The 20,712-nt window shown below is 42.2% G+C and carries 10 protein-coding genes, 5 rRNA genes and 1 riboswitch; of the genes, 14 read left to right on the forward strand and 1 reads right to left on the reverse strand.

Annotated elements, in window-relative coordinates; genetic code table 11:
* The first annotated feature begins 35 nt into the window (after nt 1-35).
* The 7 genes from RE409_RS01925 (at nt 36) to RE409_RS01955 (ending at nt 10,005) form a co-directional block, all read left to right on the forward strand.
* Nucleotides 36-2,968 (forward strand): 23S ribosomal RNA (locus RE409_RS01925).
* 61 nt (nt 2,969-3,029) lie between these two features.
* Nucleotides 3,030-3,145, forward strand: a 5S ribosomal RNA gene (gene rrf, locus RE409_RS01930).
* Between the two features lie 1,017 nt (nt 3,146-4,162).
* Nucleotides 4,163-5,368, forward strand: a complete 1,206-nt coding sequence (locus tag RE409_RS01935; protein ID WP_201222354.1) for an MFS transporter — start codon at nt 4,163-4,165, stop codon at nt 5,366-5,368.
* A gap of 97 nt (nt 5,369-5,465) precedes the next feature.
* On the forward strand, nt 5,466-6,227 hold the full coding sequence (gene aroD, locus RE409_RS01940; protein WP_116821329.1) for a type I 3-dehydroquinate dehydratase: 762 nt from the start codon (nt 5,466-5,468) through the stop codon (nt 6,225-6,227).
* Between the two features lie 69 nt (nt 6,228-6,296).
* Complete coding sequence (locus RE409_RS01945; protein WP_098178045.1) at nt 6,297-7,181, forward strand: quinate/shikimate dehydrogenase; 885 nt, start codon at nt 6,297-6,299, stop codon at nt 7,179-7,181.
* A 358-nt stretch (nt 7,182-7,539) separates the two neighbouring features.
* Nucleotides 7,540-8,742 (forward strand): MFS transporter, encoded by a 1,203-nt coding sequence (locus tag RE409_RS01950; RefSeq protein ID WP_201222353.1) that lies wholly within the window; start codon nt 7,540-7,542, stop codon nt 8,740-8,742.
* 249 nt (nt 8,743-8,991) lie between these two features.
* A complete protein-coding gene (locus RE409_RS01955; protein ID WP_309558415.1) occupies nt 8,992-10,005 on the forward strand; it encodes a LacI family DNA-binding transcriptional regulator in 1,014 nt (337 codons plus the stop codon).
* Nucleotides 10,006-10,127: 122 nt separating this feature from the next.
* Here RE409_RS01955 and RE409_RS01960 read toward each other — a convergent pair whose 3' ends face one another.
* On the reverse strand, nt 10,128-10,685 hold the full coding sequence (locus RE409_RS01960) for a shikimate kinase (protein WP_201183247.1): 558 nt from the start codon (nt 10,683-10,685) through the stop codon (nt 10,128-10,130).
* A 1,317-nt stretch (nt 10,686-12,002) separates the two neighbouring features.
* Between RE409_RS01960 and RE409_RS01965 the strand changes: the two genes are divergently transcribed.
* The 7 genes from RE409_RS01965 to purB all read left to right on the forward strand — a co-directional run bounded on the left by RE409_RS01965 (nt 12,003) and on the right by purB (nt 20,631).
* Nucleotides 12,003-13,552 (forward strand): 16S ribosomal RNA (locus RE409_RS01965).
* Between the two features lie 175 nt (nt 13,553-13,727).
* Nucleotides 13,728-16,660, forward strand: a 23S ribosomal RNA gene (locus RE409_RS01970).
* Nucleotides 16,661-16,721: 61 nt separating this feature from the next.
* Nucleotides 16,722-16,837 (forward strand): 5S ribosomal RNA (gene rrf, locus RE409_RS01975).
* Together the 16S, 23S and 5S rRNA genes form the textbook arrangement of a ribosomal RNA operon.
* 157 nt (nt 16,838-16,994) lie before the next feature.
* Entirely contained in the window at nt 16,995-17,366 is a 372-nt protein-coding gene (locus tag RE409_RS30580; protein ID WP_397444151.1) for an NETI motif-containing protein, read from the forward strand.
* A gap of 74 nt (nt 17,367-17,440) precedes the next feature.
* A riboswitch (purine riboswitch) is annotated at nt 17,441-17,542 on the forward strand.
* Nucleotides 17,543-17,709: 167 nt separating this feature from the next.
* Entirely contained in the window at nt 17,710-18,198 is a 489-nt protein-coding gene (purE, locus tag RE409_RS01985; protein ID WP_053344200.1) for a 5-(carboxyamino)imidazole ribonucleotide mutase, read from the forward strand.
* A complete protein-coding gene (purK, locus tag RE409_RS01990; protein ID WP_053344201.1) occupies nt 18,182-19,342 on the forward strand; it encodes a 5-(carboxyamino)imidazole ribonucleotide synthase in 1,161 nt (386 codons plus the stop codon). Before purE ends, purK begins: the two co-directional genes overlap by 17 nt.
* Nucleotides 19,339-20,631 (forward strand): adenylosuccinate lyase, encoded by a 1,293-nt coding sequence (purB, locus tag RE409_RS01995; protein WP_309558417.1) that lies wholly within the window; start codon nt 19,339-19,341, stop codon nt 20,629-20,631. The genes purK and purB overlap by 4 nt, the downstream gene beginning before the upstream one ends.
* Nucleotides 20,632-20,712: the final 81 nt, after the last annotated feature.

Here is a 20,712-nt window from a genome sequence, read left to right on the forward strand (position 1 = left end):
AATTTTTTCAAAGCATCAGTAAGATCTTTTTTAACGGTTAAGTTAGAAAGGGCGCACGGTGGATGCCTTGGCACTAGGAGCCGATGAAGGACGGGACTAACACCGATATGCTTCGGGGAGCTGTAAGTAAGCTTTGATCCGGAGATTTCCGAATGGGGAAACCCACTGTTCGTAATGGAACAGTATCTTTACCTGAATACATAGGGTACTGAAGGCAGACCCGGGGAACTGAAACATCTAAGTACCCGGAGGAAGAGAAAGCAAATGCGATTTCCTGAGTAGCGGCGAGCGAAACGGAATTAGCCCAAACCAAGAGGCTTGCCTCTTGGGGTTGTAGGACACTCAACATGGAGTTACAAAGGAACGGGGTAAATGAAGTGATCTGGAAAGGTCCGTCAAAGAAGGTAAAAACCCTGTAGTTGAAACTTCGTTCCCTCCTGAGTGGATCCTGAGTACGGCGGGACACGAGAAATCCCGTCGGAAGCAGGGAGGACCATCTCCCAAGGCTAAATACTACCTAGTGACCGATAGTGAACCAGTACCGTGAGGGAAAGGTGAAAAGCACCCCGGAAGGGGAGTGAAATAGATCCTGAAACCGTGTGCCTACAAGTAGTCAAAGCCCGTTAATGGGTAATGGCGTGCCTTTTGTAGAATGAACCGGCGAGTTACGATTTCATGCGAGGTTAAGTTGATAAGACGGAGCCGCAGCGAAAGCGAGTCTGAATAGGGCGAATGAGTATGAGGTCGTAGACCCGAAACCAGGTGATCTACCCATGTCCAGGGTGAAGTTCAGGTAACACTGAATGGAGGCCCGAACCCACGCACGTTGAAAAGTGCGGGGATGAGGTGTGGGTAGCGGAGAAATTCCAATCGAACCTGGAGATAGCTGGTTCTCTCCGAAATAGCTTTAGGGCTAGCCTCAAGATGAGAGTATTGGAGGTAGAGCACTGATTGGACTAGGGGCCCCCAACGGGTTACCGAATTCAGTCAAACTCCGAATGCCAAATACTTATTCTTGGGAGTCAGACTGCGAGTGATAAGATCCGTAGTCGAAAGGGAAACAGCCCAGACCACCAGCTAAGGTCCCAAAGTATACGTTAAGTGGAAAAGGATGTGGAGTTGCTTAGACAACCAGGATGTTGGCTCAGAAGCAGCCATCATTTAAAGAGTGCGTAATAGCTCACTGGTCGAGTGACTCCGCGCCGAAAATGTACCGGGGCTAAACGTATCACCGAAGCTGTGGATTGACACCGTATGGTGTCGATGGTAGGAGAGCGTTCTAAGGGCGTTGAAGTCAGACCGGAAGGACTGGTGGAGCGCTTAGAAGTGAGAATGCCGGTATGAGTAGCGAAAGAAGGGTGAGAATCCCTTCCACCGAATGCCTAAGGTTTCCTGAGGAAGGCTCGTCCGCTCAGGGTTAGTCGGGACCTAAGCCGAGGCCGAAAGGCGTAGGCGATGGACAACAGGTTGATATTCCTGTACCACCTATACATCGTTTGAACGATGGGGGGACGCAGAAGGATAGGGTAAGCGCGCTGTTGGATATGCGCGTCCAAGCAGTTAGGCCGGAAACGAGGCAAATCCCGTTTCCATTAAGGCGGAGCTGTGATGGCGAGGGAAATATAGTACCGAAGTTCCTGATTCCACGCTGCCAAGAAAAGCCTCTAGTGAGATGTAAGGTGCCCGTACCGCAAACCGACACAGGTAGGCGAGGAGAGAATCCTAAGGTGTGCGAGAGAACTCTCGTTAAGGAACTCGGCAAAATGACCCCGTAACTTCGGGAGAAGGGGTGCTTTTTAGGGTGAATAGCCCGGAAAAGCCGCAGTGAATAGGCCCAGGCGACTGTTTAGCAAAAACACAGGTCTCTGCGAAGCCGCAAGGCGAAGTATAGGGGCTGACACCTGCCCGGTGCTGGAAGGTTAAGGGGAGAGGTTAGCGCAAGCGAAGCTTTGAACCGAAGCCCCAGTAAACGGCGGCCGTAACTATAACGGTCCTAAGGTAGCGAAATTCCTTGTCGGGTAAGTTCCGACCCGCACGAAAGGTGTAACGATCTGGGCACTGTCTCAACGAGAGACTCGGTGAAATTATAGTACCTGTGAAGATGCAGGTTACCCGCGACAGGACGGAAAGACCCCGTGGAGCTTTACTGCAGCCTGATATTGAATTTTGGTACAGCTTGTACAGGATAGGTAGGAGCCTGAGAAGCCGGAGCGCTAGCTTCGGTGGAGGCGTTGGTGGGATACTACCCTGGCTGTATTGAAATTCTAACCCGCGCCCCTTATCGGGGTGGGAGACAGTGTCAGGTGGGCAGTTTGACTGGGGCGGTCGCCTCCTAAAGAGTAACGGAGGCGCCCAAAGGTTCCCTCAGAATGGTTGGAAATCATTCGTAGAGTGTAAAGGCACAAGGGAGCTTGACTGCGAGACCTACAAGTCGAGCAGGGACGAAAGTCGGGCTTAGTGATCCGGTGGTTCCGCATGGAAGGGCCATCGCTCAACGGATAAAAGCTACCCCGGGGATAACAGGCTTATCTCCCCCAAGAGTCCACATCGACGGGGAGGTTTGGCACCTCGATGTCGGCTCATCGCATCCTGGGGCTGTAGTCGGTCCCAAGGGTTGGGCTGTTCGCCCATTAAAGCGGTACGCGAGCTGGGTTCAGAACGTCGTGAGACAGTTCGGTCCCTATCCGTCGCGGGCGCAGGAAATTTGAGAGGAGCTGTCCTTAGTACGAGAGGACCGGGATGGACGCACCGCTGGTGTACCAGTTGTCTTGCCAAAGGCATAGCTGGGTAGCTACGTGCGGACGGGATAAGTGCTGAAAGCATCTAAGCATGAAGCCCCCCTCGAGATGAGATTTCCCATAGCGCAAGCTAGTAAGATCCCTGAAAGATGATCAGGTTGATAGGTCAGAGGTGGAAGCGTGGCGACATGTGGAGCTGACTGATACTAATAGATCGAGGACTTAACCACGCTTTAAAAAATGAAATACCTTCTTATTATCTAGTTTTGAAGGAACAACGTTCCTTTATTGTTTGGTGGCGATAGCGAAGAGGTCACACCCGTTCCCATTCCGAACACGGCAGTTAAGCTCTTCAGCGCCGATGGTAGTTGGGGGTTTCCCCCTGTGAGAGTAGGACGCCGCCAAGCCATTTTGAAAAGATCAGCCATCCTTGGCTGGTCTTTTTTTGTGTTTATAAAATGGGAAAGAGTATCGAATAAAAATCTTTAAGAAATTTAATGGTTAAGTAATCGATGGTTGGTAATAGTCCCGATTTTTTCATGGATTATATATATGCTGGGGTTCGGTAAATTCTGATTTTATTACAACAAAAAATTTGTGAATTCAATATTAGACCTTAAAGCCAGTAGAGCCTAAAATAGCAGGTGCCAAAATTTCAAAGGTGAAAAAGGGTAAATGGTTTTTATCTATCACTGTAGAGTGGAAACACACTGCTCTGTCGCCTCTGTAACTGGGATATTGATAAAAGAAAATATATGAGAAAAACATATTTTAGAGTTAAAATTAGTCACAATACACACTTCATTAAACATACGGAGTCCTGAGCACATAGAAGACAAACCATCCTTAAGGAGGTCTCACTCGGTTAAGAATGTGTTGAGGAATAATCGTCAATACAACTCTAAAGAAAGGAGTTTTAGAGAGTTTAAAGTAGCATTCTTTAAAGAAACAGAATTTCCTTGAAATAGGCAAAGAGATTAAATGCCTAGCCTATGCAAATTTATGAATAGAGGGGACTGTTTCATAAGTTTGACACAATTTAATTAGCGCAGTATAATAACTTCAGTAGAACGATATACTAAATATAGTTAAGTCAGTAACTCCAGTAAAGGGTATGGATTACAGTTGTGTTTACGTATTTAATTTGGACCTACTGATTTCATTTTGAACAGCATTAGGCCCAATTAATCCAGCGAGGGAGTTCAAGTATTTAGTAGAACGATATACTAACTTTGACTTGATAGTAGAACGATATACTAACTATTAAAAAATTTTAGTAGAACGATATACTAAAAATGTTTAAGCTTATATTTATCGTTCGTTTTCTTAAATATACTGGCGCAAGGGGGAAGCTTTAAGAAAGAGCTTAATAACTAAGTTGCATTTCTGACAACTTTTGAATAACTAACATAGGGGTGTGTTTTATGAAAAATCCATATATAAAAATGGCAATAGGTTTATATATTAGTTACTTTATTTTAGGTATGATCAACATCATCATTGGGTCAAATATGGAGAATTTGTCCAACCAGTTAAATACGAGTACATCAGGAATTAGCTACCTGGTTTCAGCAATAGGTATTGGTAAGTTAGTTTCTCTGTTTTTTGCTGGAAGACTGTCGGATAAATTAGGAAGGAAGCCTTTTGTTGTATCGGCGTCTTTCATCTACCTGATTTTCTTAGTGGGAATACCATTGGCTCCTAACTATACATTAGCATTTATTTTTGCAATATGTGCTGGTATCGCTAACTCATTTTTAGACGCAGGGACGTATCCTGCACTTATTGAAGCTTTCCAAAAGAAAGCAGGCTCTGCAACTGTATTAATTAAAGCTTTTGTTTCAATTGGTGCAACAATTCTTCCATTTATTATGGCGTTTTTTATTGCTAGAGATCTATTTTACGGATATACATTCTTCTTGATGGCAGCTGTTTACCTTGTTAATGGATTTTTCTTACTTAGGGTATCATTCCCGAATCATAAAACTCCAAGTGATATCCAAAGTGAGGATAAAGTTGAAACAGCTGAACCACAATTTTTATCAAAACCAAAGTTTGGCCAAGAAGGATTGGCCGTTATTCTTCTAGGTTTTACATCAACTGCTCTATTCATGCTTGTACAAGTTTGGCTCCCTAAATTTGGACAAGAAGTATTAGGTCTAACACAGGCTAAATCTGTTCAATTGCTTAGTTACTATAGCATTGGGTCCCTTGTTTCAGTCATTTTACTAGCAGTTTTATTAAATAAAGTAATAAAACCTATAACAGTTATGATTATTTATCCGGTAATTGCCGCAATATCTTTATTGTCTCTTATTTATATTCAGCAACCATTCATGACTGTTTTGAGTGCTTTCTTTATTGGGTTATCAACTGCAGGTGTGTTCCAATTGGCCATGACAATTATTACCGAATTCTTCCCAGCTAATAAAGGAACCATTACATCTTATGTAAACATTGCAGCTAGTTCAGCTTTTATTATCATACCATTCATTACAGGTATGATTTCTAAGAGTGCAGGTCTAACTGCTGTATTCTTGTTTGATGTTGGAATTGCAATCGTTAGTATTTTATTGGCTGTTTTTGTTGCCTATCGTTATAAAAAGGTGATTAAAGTTCCATCTGTTTAAAAAAGTCATAAGTCAGGTCATAATCTTTTACAGGTTTTACTAACAAACATCAGTGAGGTTCGAAAGCCCTCACTGATGATAAAAAGGGGAAAAATCCATGCAAACGATTACCATCAAAAACGTTAAAATCGGAGAAGGCGTTCCAAAGATTATTGTTCCATTAATGGGGACAACTCAAGAAGAGCTACTTCAAGAAGTTGAAACGGTAAAATCTTTGGAGCCAGATATCATTGAGTGGCGAGTAGATGTGTATGAACATGTTGAAAGCTTAAACTCCGTTTCGGAAATGATTTCAAAACTAAGAAAAGCCTTACCGAGCACTCTTCTTCTTTTCACTTTTAGAAGTCATAAAGAAGGTGGCAACAAAGAAATTACGGATCAATATTATTTTGAATTACTTCATACAGCGATTCGAACAAAGAATATTGATCTTGTGGATGTAGAATTATTTTATGAAGAGTCAGATGTCAAGGCAACTGTAAAGGTTGCTGAGGAAAATGGTGTATACGTAATTATGTGTAACCACGATTTCCATAAGACACCAGCAAAAGAAGAAATCATTTACCGACTGCGTAAAATGCAGGAGTATGGAGCTCATATTCCAAAAATTGCTGTCATGCCTCAAAGTGTAGACGATCTACTTGTTTTATTAGATGCAACTCACACGATGAAAACTAAATATGCGGATCGTCCGTTTATTACCATGTCTATGTCGGGGACAGGCCTGGTTAGCCGGTTAACCGGTGCGGTATTTGGTTCAGCTTGTACATTTGGTGCTGGAAAAGAAGCATCGGCACCTGGACAAATTCCTGTATCTCAATTAAGAAGTGTTTTAGAAACTATTGATCAAAATATTTAATTCATTGGATTTCTTCCTAGAAGGAATTTATTTAAAATTTTATGAATCATACATCAGGGGGATTGAATCATGGAAAGTTTAGCACGTATTAATGGAAAAACAGAATTAGTAGGACTTTTAGCAACACCTATCGGACACTCTTTATCACCAGCTATGCACAATTTAGCATTTGATAAATTAGGATTAAACTGTGCTTATTTAGCATTTGAAGTTGGAAATGAATCATTGGAGGATGCTGTAAAAGGAATGCGAGCATTAAATGTAAAAGGTTTTAATGTATCAATGCCAAATAAAATGAAAATCCTTCCACACTTAGATGAATTGGCAGACAGTGCTAAATTTTCAGGAGCGGTTAATACAGTTGTCAATGTTGATGGGAAATTCGTCGGTCACAGTACGGATGGAATGGGATATACTCGCAACCTTAAAGAACATGGTATAGATATCAAAGGCAAAAAAATGACTCTTATCGGTTCTGGTGGCGCTGCTACACCTATTGCTATTCAATCTGCACTAGAAGGACTTGCTGAAATTAGCATTTTTGCGCGTGATGATGCTTTCTTCCCACAAGCAGAAGAAAACGTACGAATCATTAATGAAGATATGAAGCACTTAAATGTGAAAGCAAATGTGTATCCACTTGAGAACCTTGAACAATTAAGAGCTGAAATCGAAACTAGTGATATTTTGGCAAATGGAACAGGCGTTGGTATGAAACCACTTGAAGGCTTAAGTGTCATTCAAGACGAATCAATGCTACGCTCTGATTTAATTGTTACAGACGTTGTGTACATTCCACGTAAATCAAAACTTATGGAACAAGCTGAAGCTGCCGGGGCTACAGCGATTAATGGTCTTGGAATGATGCTTTGGCAAGGTGCTTTAGCATTTGAATTGTGGACAGGTCAACAAATGCCTGTTGATTATATTAAAGAGCAAATTTTTGCAGATTAATAAGCTTCCACTGTGGAGGTTGCTCTCCAGCTTATAGTAATAGAGGTTTTTTGCGACCCCTGCTGAACTCAATTGTTTTTTAGTGTTTGGTGTTAAGGAACTTACAGCATATGAATGCAATAGACCTCGGAGCTAAGAAAAACAGGGAGTGTACTTCCTGTTTTTCTTAGCTCTTTTTTTGAAAAATTGTTTTTAATTTTATGGGATATCATAATGGGGATTGAAAACTGTATTTTTATAAAAAAATACAGTAATTAAAAGATCAGATTAAGTTTTTTTAGAGATTTCATTTTTTCAAACTTTCGTGTTCTTTAATGGGAGAAAAATTACATCGTGATTTACTATGGGGGGGTAATTAATGAAATATCAGTATTTTAAAGCGGCATCAGGGATGTATATTAACTATTTTCTATTAGGGATGGTCAATATAATTCTCGCTTCGAACATGGTCGCTTTAACAGAACAGTGGGATACAGATTCAACTGGCATCAGTTATCTTATTGCTGCAATAGGTATTGGAAGATTGCTTACGTATGGTATAACAGGAATATTGTCAGATAGATTTGGAAGGAAACCGTTAATCATTGTCTCAACTATTGTCATGTTATTCTTTTTAGTGGGGATTCCATTTTCTCCAACTTATGAGATAGCCTTTGTGTTTGCGTTACTTGCGGGTGTTTCTAACTCTGCCATGGATGCGGGGACATATCCAGCGCTTACAGAAATGTTTCCGAAATCTGCTAGTTCCGCAAGCGTAATGGTTAAGGCTTTTGTTTCACTTGGCGCAACAGTTTTACCATTTATCATCTTGTTTCTTTCTGAAAACAATTTGTTTTATGGGTATGCTTTTTTATTACCGGCGGTTATCTATTTTTTAAACATGATATTTTTGTTTTTTACTTCATTTCAAAAAATCCAAGACGGTCATAATAGTAAAGAAGACGAATTGCAATTGAGTAAGTTTATAAGTGAACCTGAATTCTGGAAAGAAGGGCTAGCGCTTATTATTATTGGTTTTACATCTACTGCCTTGTTTACAGTCTCGCAAATCTGGTTACCGAGTTTTGGGCAAGAAGTCGCTGGAATGTCTGCTTCCAATTCGATTAAATTGTTAAGCTATTATAGCGTTGGATCCCTTATTTCTGTTCTGCTTTTATCCGTCTTGTTGAAAAAATGGCTGAAACCTGTGACGGTCATTTTACTTTATCCAATGATTACTTTAATAGCTGTCATTGTTATTCTTACCGTTCATACACCACTTGTACTAAGCGTAACCTCTTTTTTCCTTGGAGCTTCTACAGCTGGAATTTTTCAATTAACCATTGCAATAATGGCTGAGCTTTTCTGGAAGAAAAAAGGAACTGTAACGGGAATCGTTTCAACTGCCTCTAGTTTAGCGAGTGTTGTCTTACCCATCGCAACAGGGTTAATCGCTAAAAGTGGAGATATATCGCATATATTCCTATTTGATTGTTTTATCGCAACTTTAGGGATTCTAGCTGCAGTTTTTGTGAATTATCGGTATAAAAAATTAACTAAACATCCGATAATACTTAAATAAGGAAAAGAGACTGATTACTCAAAACTCCATCTTCAAGAATTAGGATGGTGTTTTTTTTGCAATAGTAAGGAATAGGGAAAACTTCTGTGTATATAGCATTAAAATTACTAATAAGCGGTGACTGAACTATGTACAATAAAGCAATTTATATTATGGGTATAATAATAACTACAACTATATTATTATTATAGTAAGAATTGATGATTATAATCAATACATCAAAAATACACTCAAGATGGTGATTGAACGATGAAACAACCCAAAAAAGGTCGAGTCACATTGCAACAGGTAGCGAAGCATGCTGGCGTATCTACGTCCACTGCTTCCCTTATCGTTCGTAATAACCCTCGAATTTCGGTAGCAACACGAAAAAAGGTTTTAAAGTCCATGCGTGAATTGGGTTACGTTTACGATAGAATTGCAGCAAATCTAAGGTCGCAGAGTTCCGATACTGTAGGAATAATTATTACTGATATTTCAAACACTTTTTTTTCTGAATTCCTGATAGGTGTACATGATGCATTAGAAGAGGTCGGATATACGGTCTTGTTGGGAACTACATTTGATTCAGTTACGAAGCAAGACCAACTCCTTTCAACTATGTTGGAACATAGAGTAGGCGGCTTAATTCTTTGTCCCGTCTCTGAAAGTACACAAGAAACGATTAATCGATTAAATGAGATTGACACACCATTTGTTCTTGCTGTTAGAGAATTACCTGAAGTAAATAGCGATTATGTAGGTATTAACTATCCAGAAGGAGCCCGAATAGCTGTTAATCATTTGATTGAAAAGGGACATAAAAGGATTGCATTCCTTGGAGGGATTAGGGAATCTTCTACTTGGATTGAGAGAATGGAGGGGTATCGCGAAGCCCTTACCAAAGCGGGCTTGGAAGTTGACGAATCGTTAATGATAGATAGTGCTCCGACACGAGAGGGAGGGTTAGAGGCTGTATTTAAAGTCCTTAATAATCCTGACCCCCCTACAGCAATTTTTTGCTTTAGCGACCTAATTGCTTTCGGCGTTATGCAAGGGTTAAGGATGAAAGGATTGATTCCTGGTCAAGATATAGACATCGTAGGATTCGATAATGTTCCAGTTGCAGAAATCTATCATCCGCCGTTAACGACTGTTTCTTCATTTCCTCAACGTATGGGAAAAGAAGCTGCAAATCTTTTGCACCAAAAAATGGTGAATATTGATCATGAACAACAGCGTATTATATTAAACCCCGAACTGATTATTAGAGAATCCTCCTAAAAAGAAAAAAAAGGTGATTAGTTTACAGGAAGAGGGGGGTATCCCTTATCGCTGTATTCTTTTCATCTTTTCTATTATTCTTTTCTTAGGTTTTATAGGGCTTGGGCAATCAACTCGTGGAATTACTTAAGTGGTTCGTAAATATCCCAAGCCACTTTCAATGATTCAACAATATAATCTGCTACTTCCTCAACATCAAGATCATTCGTATTCACTTTTGAGTGGTGATAGGAGTAAATTTCCTGTCTAGTATTAAAAAGTTCTTCTATTTCTTCAAGGCTTCGACTTTGTAACACTGGTCTACTATCAATAAGCAAGCCTATTCTCTCTTTCCAATATTCCCAAGATAAGTCAAGGTAGAACACAATACAATTAGAAAGACAAATTTTCCGTATATCCTCTTGTAAAAAAGCCCCTCCACCAACGGAAATAATTTTCAATTGCTGTTGGCTAAAGTAATCAATCATACTTTTTTCTTTTTCGCGGAAAGTCTTTTCCCCAAACTTCTTGAATATTTCTGTGGTGGGCATGTTAAATTCTCTTTCAATTTCTTGATCTATATCAATAAAATCCCTATATAATTTCCTGGCTACTTTTTGTCCGATTGTGGTTTTACCTACCCCCATAAAACCTATAAAAACGATACTTTGCATCCTCAAAGATGTGTTTTTATTAATCATTTATAAATCCCTCTCCCAACTATTTTTATAATGATTAAAAGTCTGTCCTCAATCTTTTAAAATAAATTTATTATAGTACATGACAGTAAATTTGTAAAAAAAATATTTTTCTAATATTTAGATAATAGGTATGTAGGATATCAGCTAATATTTCTTTAATATTTACTCATTTTTCAAGATTCGTTCAATGAGTGGTTGAATATGCATCACTCTGCTTTTTTACTAGAACTGAATCTAACACAAGTAATGATTCTTCAGACATGGATAAATGTGTTTTTTTGCTTCATAAAACTTGGTTTCAGACTTTTATCCAGTACGAGCATCAGTATCGATGGTAGATTGGAGCCTATTAATAGACAAAAGCTTTACATTTTCCACATTCTCTAAGAAAGAGTAGGTAAAGAGGGGAATTTACTATTTTAATAAAAATAATTGTTAACATTCGTATATAAAGGATAAAGCTACTTTCTTTGGTTTCATTGTCTATCTGTAGATATCTGTTGATAAAAATGTTTTGACTCTTTCACCTCTTTGGGTGAATCCTTTAATATGTCCAATGCGTCTGTATTAACCTTAACAGGTTTGCTAGGTTCTTACGTGTGCTTGAACATTGAGGTATTGTAATAGAAGCTATTCAATAACTATTTGTGAGTTAATTATGGATTTTGATTGAATATAGATGACCACGACTTTATCTTTCTTCCAAGTGCATCTTTCATGTATCATTCCCTGATAATTAGATTAGTCATTGCCCTCCGGAAGGATTTGTTTTTAGAAATTCACTTTACTGACTAATAGTTAGAGAGAGGACATTTAGATTTTTTAAGAATAGAATCATGAAAGGTTTAAATGTCTTTAGAGGAAAAGCCATAGTTTGAATTATTACTAGAACAAGCATTTATACTAAGTTAACACCTTTATATAATCTAATAAATGAATTAAAAAAGAAAAAAAGATTCATAGCTAAAAATCAGTTGACTTTAAGGTAGGAAAGGATTAATATAAATAAGCACCAAGTACGACAAACAAAAAACTTCATCCACTTTTGGTAGATTACTAAAAGAAATAATAACTATTGACTTCTTATTATAAAAATGTTAAGATGAAATGGTCGCTGAAAAACACAGCGATTTAAAATAAGTTAAAAACTTCGCAGAAGTTGACAACTAATCAATAGCGTGTTATGATGAATAAACAAGTTGTTCGAAAGAACGACGGCGAAATTGCTCTTTGAAAACTGAACAAAACAAAGCGCCAACGTTAATTTTTTAAAGTGAGCACACACTATCAAAAAGCAAAATGAGCAAGTCAAACATTTCTTCGGAGAGTTTGATCCTGGCTCAGGACGAACGCTGGCGGCGTGCCTAATACATGCAAGTCGAGCGAATCGATGGGAGCTTGCTCCCTGAGATTAGCGGCGGACGGGTGAGTAACACGTGGGCAACCTGCCTATAAGACTGGGATAACTTCGGGAAACCGGAGCTAATACCGGATACGTTCTTTTCTCGCATGAGAGAAGATGGAAAGACGGTTTTGCTGTCACTTATAGATGGGCCCGCGGCGCATTAGCTAGTTGGTGAGGTAATGGCTCACCAAGGCGACGATGCGTAGCCGACCTGAGAGGGTGATCGGCCACACTGGGACTGAGACACGGCCCAGACTCCTACGGGAGGCAGCAGTAGGGAATCTTCCGCAATGGACGAAAGTCTGACGGAGCAACGCCGCGTGAACGAAGAAGGCCTTCGGGTCGTAAAGTTCTGTTGTTAGGGAAGAACAAGTACCAGAGTAACTGCTGGTACCTTGACGGTACCTAACCAGAAAGCCACGGCTAACTACGTGCCAGCAGCCGCGGTAATACGTAGGTGGCAAGCGTTGTCCGGAATTATTGGGCGTAAAGCGCGCGCAGGTGGTTCCTTAAGTCTGATGTGAAAGCCCACGGCTCAACCGTGGAGGGTCATTGGAAACTGGGGAACTTGAGTGCAGAAGAGGAAAGTGGAATTCCAAGTGTAGCGGTGAAATGCGTAGAGATTTGGAGGAACACCAGTGGCGAAGGCGACTTTCTGGTCTGTAACTGACACTGAGGCGCGAAAGCGTGGGGAGCAAACAGGATTAGATACCCTGGTAGTCCACGCCGTAAACGATGAGTGCTAAGTGTTAGAGGGTTTCCGCCCTTTAGTGCTGCAGCTAACGCATTAAGCACTCCGCCTGGGGAGTACGGCCGCAAGGCTGAAACTCAAAGGAATTGACGGGGGCCCGCACAAGCGGTGGAGCATGTGGTTTAATTCGAAGCAACGCGAAGAACCTTACCAGGTCTTGACATCCTCTGACAACCCTAGAGATAGGGCGTTCCCCTTCGGGGGACAGAGTGACAGGTGGTGCATGGTTGTCGTCAGCTCGTGTCGTGAGATGTTGGGTTAAGTCCCGCAACGAGCGCAACCCTTGATCTTAGTTGCCAGCATTCAGTTGGGCACTCTAAGGTGACTGCCGGTGACAAACCGGAGGAAGGTGGGGATGACGTCAAATCATCATGCCCCTTATGACCTGGGCTACACACGTGCTACAATGGATGGTACAAAGGGCTGCAAACCTGCGAAGGTAAGCGAATCCCATAAAGCCATTCTCAGTTCGGATTGTAGGCTGCAACTCGCCTACATGAAGCCGGAATCGCTAGTAATCGCGGATCAGCATGCCGCGGTGAATACGTTCCCGGGCCTTGTACACACCGCCCGTCACACCACGAGAGTTTGTAACACCCGAAGTCGGTGAGGTAACCTTTATGGAGCCAGCCGCCTAAGGTGGGACAGATGATTGGGGTGAAGTCGTAACAAGGTAGCCGTATCGGAAGGTGCGGCTGGATCACCTCCTTTCTAAGGATAAATACGAGAGCGCTTTTGTTTTGTTCAGTTTTGAATGAGTAATTCATTCAGATTCGAAAGATCTCATCACGTAGTGATGGAATTCTTTCTTCTTTGTTCCTTGAAAACTAGATAATAGATAGAAGGCAATTAATTTTTTCAAAGCATCAGTAAGATCTTTTTTAACGGTTAAGTTAGAAAGGGCGCACGGTGGATGCCTTGGCACTAGGAGCCGATGAAGGACGGGACTAACACCGATATGCTTCGGGGAGCTGTAAGTAAGCTTTGATCCGGAGATTTCCGAATGGGGAAACCCACTGTTCGTAATGGAACAGTATCTTTACCTGAATACATAGGGTACTGAAGGCAGACCCGGGGAACTGAAACATCTAAGTACCCGGAGGAAGAGAAAGCAAATGCGATTTCCTGAGTAGCGGCGAGCGAAACGGAATTAGCCCAAACCAAGAGGCTTGCCTCTTGGGGTTGTAGGACACTCAACATGGAGTTACAAAGGAACGGGGTAAATGAAGTGATCTGGAAAGGTCCGTCAAAGAAGGTAAAAACCCTGTAGTTGAAACTTCGTTCCCTCCTGAGTGGATCCTGAGTACGGCGGGACACGAGAAATCCCGTCGGAAGCAGGGAGGACCATCTCCCAAGGCTAAATACTACCTAGTGACCGATAGTGAACCAGTACCGTGAGGGAAAGGTGAAAAGCACCCCGGAAGGGGAGTGAAATAGATCCTGAAACCGTGTGCCTACAAGTAGTCAAAGCCCGTTAATGGGTAATGGCGTGCCTTTTGTAGAATGAACCGGCGAGTTACGATTTCATGCGAGGTTAAGTTGATAAGACGGAGCCGCAGCGAAAGCGAGTCTGAATAGGGCGAATGAGTATGAGGTCGTAGACCCGAAACCAGGTGATCTACCCATGTCCAGGGTGAAGTTCAGGTAACACTGAATGGAGGCCCGAACCCACGCACGTTGAAAAGTGCGGGGATGAGGTGTGGGTAGCGGAGAAATTCCAATCGAACCTGGAGATAGCTGGTTCTCTCCGAAATAGCTTTAGGGCTAGCCTCAAGATGAGAGTATTGGAGGTAGAGCACTGATTGGACTAGGGGCCCCCAACGGGTTACCGAATTCAGTCAAACTCCGAATGCCAAATACTTATTCTTGGGAGTCAGACTGCGAGTGATAAGATCCGTAGTCGAAAGGGAAACAGCCCAGACCACCAGCTAAGGTCCCAAAGTATACGTTAAGTGGAAAAGGATGTGGAGTTGCTTAGACAACCAGGATGTTGGCTCAGAAGCAGCCATCATTTAAAGAGTGCGTAATAGCTCACTGGTCGAGTGACTCCGCGCCGAAAATGTACCGGGGCTAAACGTATCACCGAAGCTGTGGATTGACACCGTATGGTGTCGATGGTAGGAGAGCGTTCTAAGGGCGTTGAAGTCAGACCGGAAGGACTGGTGGAGCGCTTAGAAGTGAGAATGCCGGTATGAGTAGCGAAAGAAGGGTGAGAATCCCTTCCACCGAATGCCTAAGGTTTCCTGAGGAAGGCTCGTCCGCTCAGGGTTAGTCGGGACCTAAGCCGAGGCCGAAAGGCGTAGGCGATGGACAACAGGTTGATATTCCTGTACCACCTATACATCGTTTGAACGATGGGGGGACGCAGAAGGATAGGGTAAGCGCGCTGTTGGATATGCGCGTCCAAGCAGTTAGGCCGGAAACGAGGCAAATCCCGTTTCCATTAAGGCGGAGCTGTGATGGCGAGGGAAATATAGTACCGAAGTTCCTGATTCCACGCTGCCAAGAAAAGCCTCTAGTGAGATGTAAGGTGCCCGTACCGCAAACCGACACAGGTAGGCGAGGAGAGAATCCTAAGGTGTGCGAGAGAACTCTCGTTAAGGAACTCGGCAAAATGACCCCGTAACTTCGGGAGAAGGGGTGCTTTTTAGGGTGAATAGCCCGGAAAAGCCGCAGTGAATAGGCCCAGGCGACTGTTTAGCAAAAACACAGGTCTCTGCGAAGCCGCAAGGCGAAGTATAGGGGCTGACACCTGCCCGGTGCTGGAAGGTTAAGGGGAGAGGTTAGCGCAAGCGAAGCTTTGAACCGAAGCCCCAGTAAACGGCGGCCGTAACTATAACGGTCCTAAGGTAGCGAAATTCCTTGTCGGGTAAGTTCCGACCCGCACGAAAGGTGTAACGATCTGGGCACTGTCTCAACGAGAGACTCGGTGAAATTATAGTACCTGTGAAGATGCAGGTTACCCGCGACAGGACGGAAAGACCCCGTGGAGCTTTACTGCAGCCTGATATTGAATTTTGGTACAGCTTGTACAGGATAGGTAGGAGCCTGAGAAGCCGGAGCGCTAGCTTCGGTGGAGGCGTTGGTGGGATACTACCCTGGCTGTATTGAAATTCTAACCCGCGCCCCTTATCGGGGTGGGAGACAGTGTCAGGTGGGCAGTTTGACTGGGGCGGTCGCCTCCTAAAGAGTAACGGAGGCGCCCAAAGGTTCCCTCAGAATGGTTGGAAATCATTCGTAGAGTGTAAAGGCACAAGGGAGCTTGACTGCGAGACCTACAAGTCGAGCAGGGACGAAAGTCGGGCTTAGTGATCCGGTGGTTCCGCATGGAAGGGCCATCGCTCAACGGATAAAAGCTACCCCGGGGATAACAGGCTTATCTCCCCCAAGAGTCCACATCGACGGGGAGGTTTGGCACCTCGATGTCGGCTCATCGCATCCTGGGGCTGTAGTCGGTCCCAAGGGTTGGGCTGTTCGCCCATTAAAGCGGTACGCGAGCTGGGTTCAGAACGTCGTGAGACAGTTCGGTCCCTATCCGTCGCGGGCGCAGGAAATTTGAGAGGAGCTGTCCTTAGTACGAGAGGACCGGGATGGACGCACCGCTGGTGTACCAGTTGTCTTGCCAAAGGCATAGCTGGGTAGCTACGTGCGGACGGGATAAGTGCTGAAAGCATCTAAGCATGAAGCCCCCCTCGAGATGAGATTTCCCATAGCGCAAGCTAGTAAGATCCCTGAAAGATGATCAGGTTGATAGGTCAGAGGTGGAAGCGTGGCGACATGTGGAGCTGACTGATACTAATAGATCGAGGACTTAACCACGCTTTAAAAAATGAAATACCTTCTTATTATCTAGTTTTGAAGGAACAACGTTCCTTTATTGTTTGGTGGCGATAGCGAAGAGGTCACACCCGTTCCCATTCCGAACACGGCAGTTAAGCTCTTCAGCGCCGATGGTAGTTGGGGGTTTCCCCCTGTGAGAGTAGGACGCCGCCAAGCTATTCAAAAAGATCAGCCATTCTGGCTGGTCTTTTTTTGTGTTTATAAAATGGGAAAGAGTATCGAATAAAATAGGGTTGATAATCAGGGAGTCGACATGTGATTAACCAGGATGGCATATTTCCAGAAAAAATCTTTTTCTAGGTTGGAATTATTTTTGGAATTTTATAAGTATTCACTTATTAAAATGGCGATGGATTTCTTCGGGAATAAATCTTGCCTTTATCTGTTCTTTTCATTATACTATGAAGAATTTATTAATGAATATAAGCGAAGTATTGATGCGAAGGAAGGTAAACAATATAGAATTCGGGAAAGGAACGGTTTTGTGAGTAAGAAGAGTAAGGAAAAGTTTGAAGTAATAGATGGAGAAACAATTGATGCATGTCTAGATCGAATTAAAGCAGCAGGTTACTTTCCTGTAAGACGAACAGAAGAACCTATTTTTACCGAAAGAATCGAGAATGGAAAGGTTCATTATGAGCCAGTTAATAGAAAAATCGTATTCGAAGCGAAATTAATCGAGTAAAACACGAACGATTTTTTGATATCCTGTAAAAATATTCGATTTTATCTTGACATTAAAATGGCGTGAAGGTAAGATGAAGTTAGATTAATACATCTCATATAATCCTGGGAATATGGCCCAAAAGTATCTACCTAATGACCGTAAATCATTGGACTATGAGAAAAGCATCTGACTAATTCGGAAACTAGCCAAGTCTTTTTGTGTTTTTTTAAAGGCTTTCTTCCGGGCAGATTGCTTTCTCTATGAGGAAGCAGTCTGCCCGGTTTTTTAATTTGATATAGATAATTATAAGCGTCCATCTGCATACTCAGGACGTTTTAATATGAGTGTTGGAGGGAAAGATATGAAGCCGCAAGTTGGGGTTATTATGGGAAGTGTCTCAGATTGGGAAACGATGAAATATGCATGTGAATCATTGGAACAGCTCGAGATTCCCTATGAAAAAAGAGTCGTTTCCGCCCACCGTACGCCGGATTTGTTATTTGAATATGCAGAGAGTGCAAAAGAGCGAGACCTTAAAGTGATTATTGCTGGTGCAGGTGGGGCAGCTCATCTTCCAGGTATGACGGCAGCGAAAACGATTGTCCCTGTGATTGGCGTGCCTATTCAATCGAAGGCGTTAAATGGTATGGATTCGTTATTATCGATTGTTCAGATGCCTGGTGGCGTACCGGTTGCGACGGTGGCAATTGGGAAAGCTGGAGCAGTCAATGCTGGTTTGTTTGCAGCTCAGATATTAGCTGCTTTCGATTCTAAAATTGCTGATAGATTAGAGGCTTTACGAGACGAAACCAGAGAAAAGGTGTTACAGAGCAGTGAACAACTTAAATAATACAATCATTTTACCGGGACAGACCATTGGAATTATTGGCGGTGGGCAATTAGGCAGAATGATGGCCTTGTCGGCTAAAGCATCGGGCTTTAGAATAGCAGTTCTTGAACCAACTACAGATGGCCCATGTGCGCAAGTGGCAGATATTGAAATCACTGGTGCTTATGATGATATCGATGCATTGAAAAGATTAGCGGATGTCAGTGACGTTATAACCTATGAATTTGAAAATATCAGTTCAGACGCTCTAGATTGGTTAAAGCAACATGCGTATCTTCCACAAGGGTCAGAATTATTAAAGCTTACACAGGATCGCTTGACTGAAAAAAAAGCTATATCGAATGCAGGAGCATCTGTTGCCCCATATGTAGAAATACAGGATATTTCAGAAATTTATCTTCATATAGAAAAAATAGGGTACCCTAGTGTGTTAAAAACGACGCGCGGCGGTTATGATGGAAAAGGGCAGTTGGTCATTAAGGAAGAAGCCGATATTAGAAAGGCAGAAACCCTGCTCCAAACAGGTGTGTGTGTGCTAGAAGCCTGGATCCCTTTCGTAAAAGAAATCTCAATTATCGTGACGCGTAAAACAAATGGCGAGGTAAGTCATTTTCCGATTGCGGAAAATATTCATGTTGAAAATATTCTTCATAAAAGTATTGTACCCGCTCGTATCAGTAAGCAGGCTGAGAAGAAGGCGATTCAAGAGGCCTTACAGCTTGCTGAGAAACTTGGTTTGATAGGGACATTGGCTGTCGAGATGTTTTTAACCGATCAGGATGAGATCATCATTAATGAGCTTGCACCAAGGCCTCATAACTCTGGTCACTACACAATGGAAGCGTGTGAGACGTCTCAGTTCGAGCAGCATATACGTGCTGTATGCAATTGGCCGCTCGGAAATACGGCATTATTGAAACCAGTAGTAATGGTAAATATTCTAGGTGAACATATGGAACCTTTACTGGTTGAAATTCCAAAGCTTTCAGATTGGAAGGTTCATCTTTATGGAAAGAAAGAAGCCAAGCTGAAACGAAAAATGGGGCATGTGAATATTTTACGTCCAACGATTGAGGAAGCTCTTTTAGAAAGTAATCGAAGTAAAATATGGAATCAACAGGTTGAAACGGAGGAAGTAAAATGATTGAACGTTATACCCGCCCTGAGATGGGAAATATTTGGACAGAAACTAACCGCTTTAACGCGTGGTTGGAAGTAGAAATCTTAGCTTGTGAAGCATGGTCTGAACTTGGTGTAATTCCAAAAGAAGATGTACAACTTCTTCGTGAAAATGCAACGTTTAATGTGGATCGGATCAATGAAATTGAAAAAGATACACGTCATGATGTGGTTGCCTTTACGCGTGCCGTATCTGAAACATTAGGTGATGAACGGAAATGGGTGCATTACGGATTAACTTCTACGGATGTAGTTGATACAGCCCTTTCATATGTGATTAAACAAGCGAATGATATCCTTTCGAAGGATTTAAATAACTTTGTTGAGATTCTGAAAAACAAAGCAAAAGAACATAAATATACGGTCCAAATGGGACGTACACATGGAGTTCATGCAGAACCGACTACTTTTGGTTTGAAACTTGCTCTTTGGTATCAAGAAATGAAACGCAATGTCGAACGTTTCGACGAAGCCAGAAAAAACATAGAGGTTGGAAAAATCTCTGGGGCTGTCGGAACATATGCAAACATCGACCCGTTCGTTGAAAAATTCGTTTGTGAAAAACTGGGCCTTGAAGCAGCGCCTATTTCAACACAGACATTGCAGCGTGATCGCCATGCTCACTATATGAGCACGTTGGCTCTAATTGCGACATCCATTGAAAAATTCGCAGTGGAAATTCGTGGCTTACAAAAAAGTGAAACACGTGAAGTCGAAGAGTTCTTTGCTAAAGGACAAAAAGGATCTTCGGCGATGCCTCATAAACGGAATCCAATCGGTTCTGAAAATATGACAGGAATGGCACGCGTAATCCGTGGTTACATGATGACAGCATATGAGAATGTAGCATTATGGCACGAACGTGACATTTCGCATTCTTCTGCTGAGCGTATCATCTTACCGGATGCAACAATTGCTTTAAACTATATGTTGAATCGCTTTAGCAACATCGTGAAAAACTTAACTGTTTATCCAGAAAATATGAAACGTAATATGGACCGTACACTTGGATTGATTTTCTCACAACGTGTGTTGCTATCTCTTATCGATAAAGGTCTTGTCCGTGAAGAAGCATATGACACGGTTCAACCGAAAGCGATGGAAGCATGGGAGCTTCAGGTTCCATTCAGAAGCCTGATTGAAAAGGATGATAAGATCACAAGCTTGCTTACAAAAGAAGAACTTGATGATTGTTTCGATCCTACACATCACCTGAAAAATGTTGATGTAATCTTTGATCGTTTAGGTTTATAAAAATAAAGGCGGCAAACATACCATCCCAAGCGGTTGATATGTTTGCCAAGCCTAACTAATAGAAAGAAGATTCATAATATT

This window comes from Peribacillus sp. R9-11, from assembly GCF_031345095.1.
Taxonomy (GTDB): domain Bacteria; phylum Bacillota; class Bacilli; order Bacillales; family DSM-1321; genus Peribacillus; species Peribacillus butanolivorans.

What these genes read in the sequence shown, in the direction of transcription:
- RE409_RS01935 (WP_201222354.1), top strand. Translation starts at nt 4,163, where the DNA reads ATGAAAAATCCATATATAAAAATGGCAATAGGTTTATATATTAGTTAC.
- aroD (WP_116821329.1), top strand. Translation starts at nt 5,466, where the DNA reads ATGCAAACGATTACCATCAAAAACGTTAAAATCGGAGAAGGCGTTCCA.
- RE409_RS01945 (WP_098178045.1), top strand. Translation starts at nt 6,297, where the DNA reads ATGGAAAGTTTAGCACGTATTAATGGAAAAACAGAATTAGTAGGACTT.
- RE409_RS01950 (WP_201222353.1), top strand. Translation starts at nt 7,540, where the DNA reads ATGAAATATCAGTATTTTAAAGCGGCATCAGGGATGTATATTAACTAT.
- RE409_RS01955 (WP_309558415.1), top strand. Translation starts at nt 8,992, where the DNA reads ATGAAACAACCCAAAAAAGGTCGAGTCACATTGCAACAGGTAGCGAAG.
- RE409_RS01960 (WP_201183247.1), bottom strand. Translation starts at nt 10,685, where the DNA reads ATGATTAATAAAAACACATCTTTGAGGATGCAAAGTATCGTTTTTATA.
- purE (WP_053344200.1), top strand. Translation starts at nt 17,710, where the DNA reads ATGAAGCCGCAAGTTGGGGTTATTATGGGAAGTGTCTCAGATTGGGAA.
- purB (WP_309558417.1), top strand. Translation starts at nt 19,339, where the DNA reads ATGATTGAACGTTATACCCGCCCTGAGATGGGAAATATTTGGACAGAA.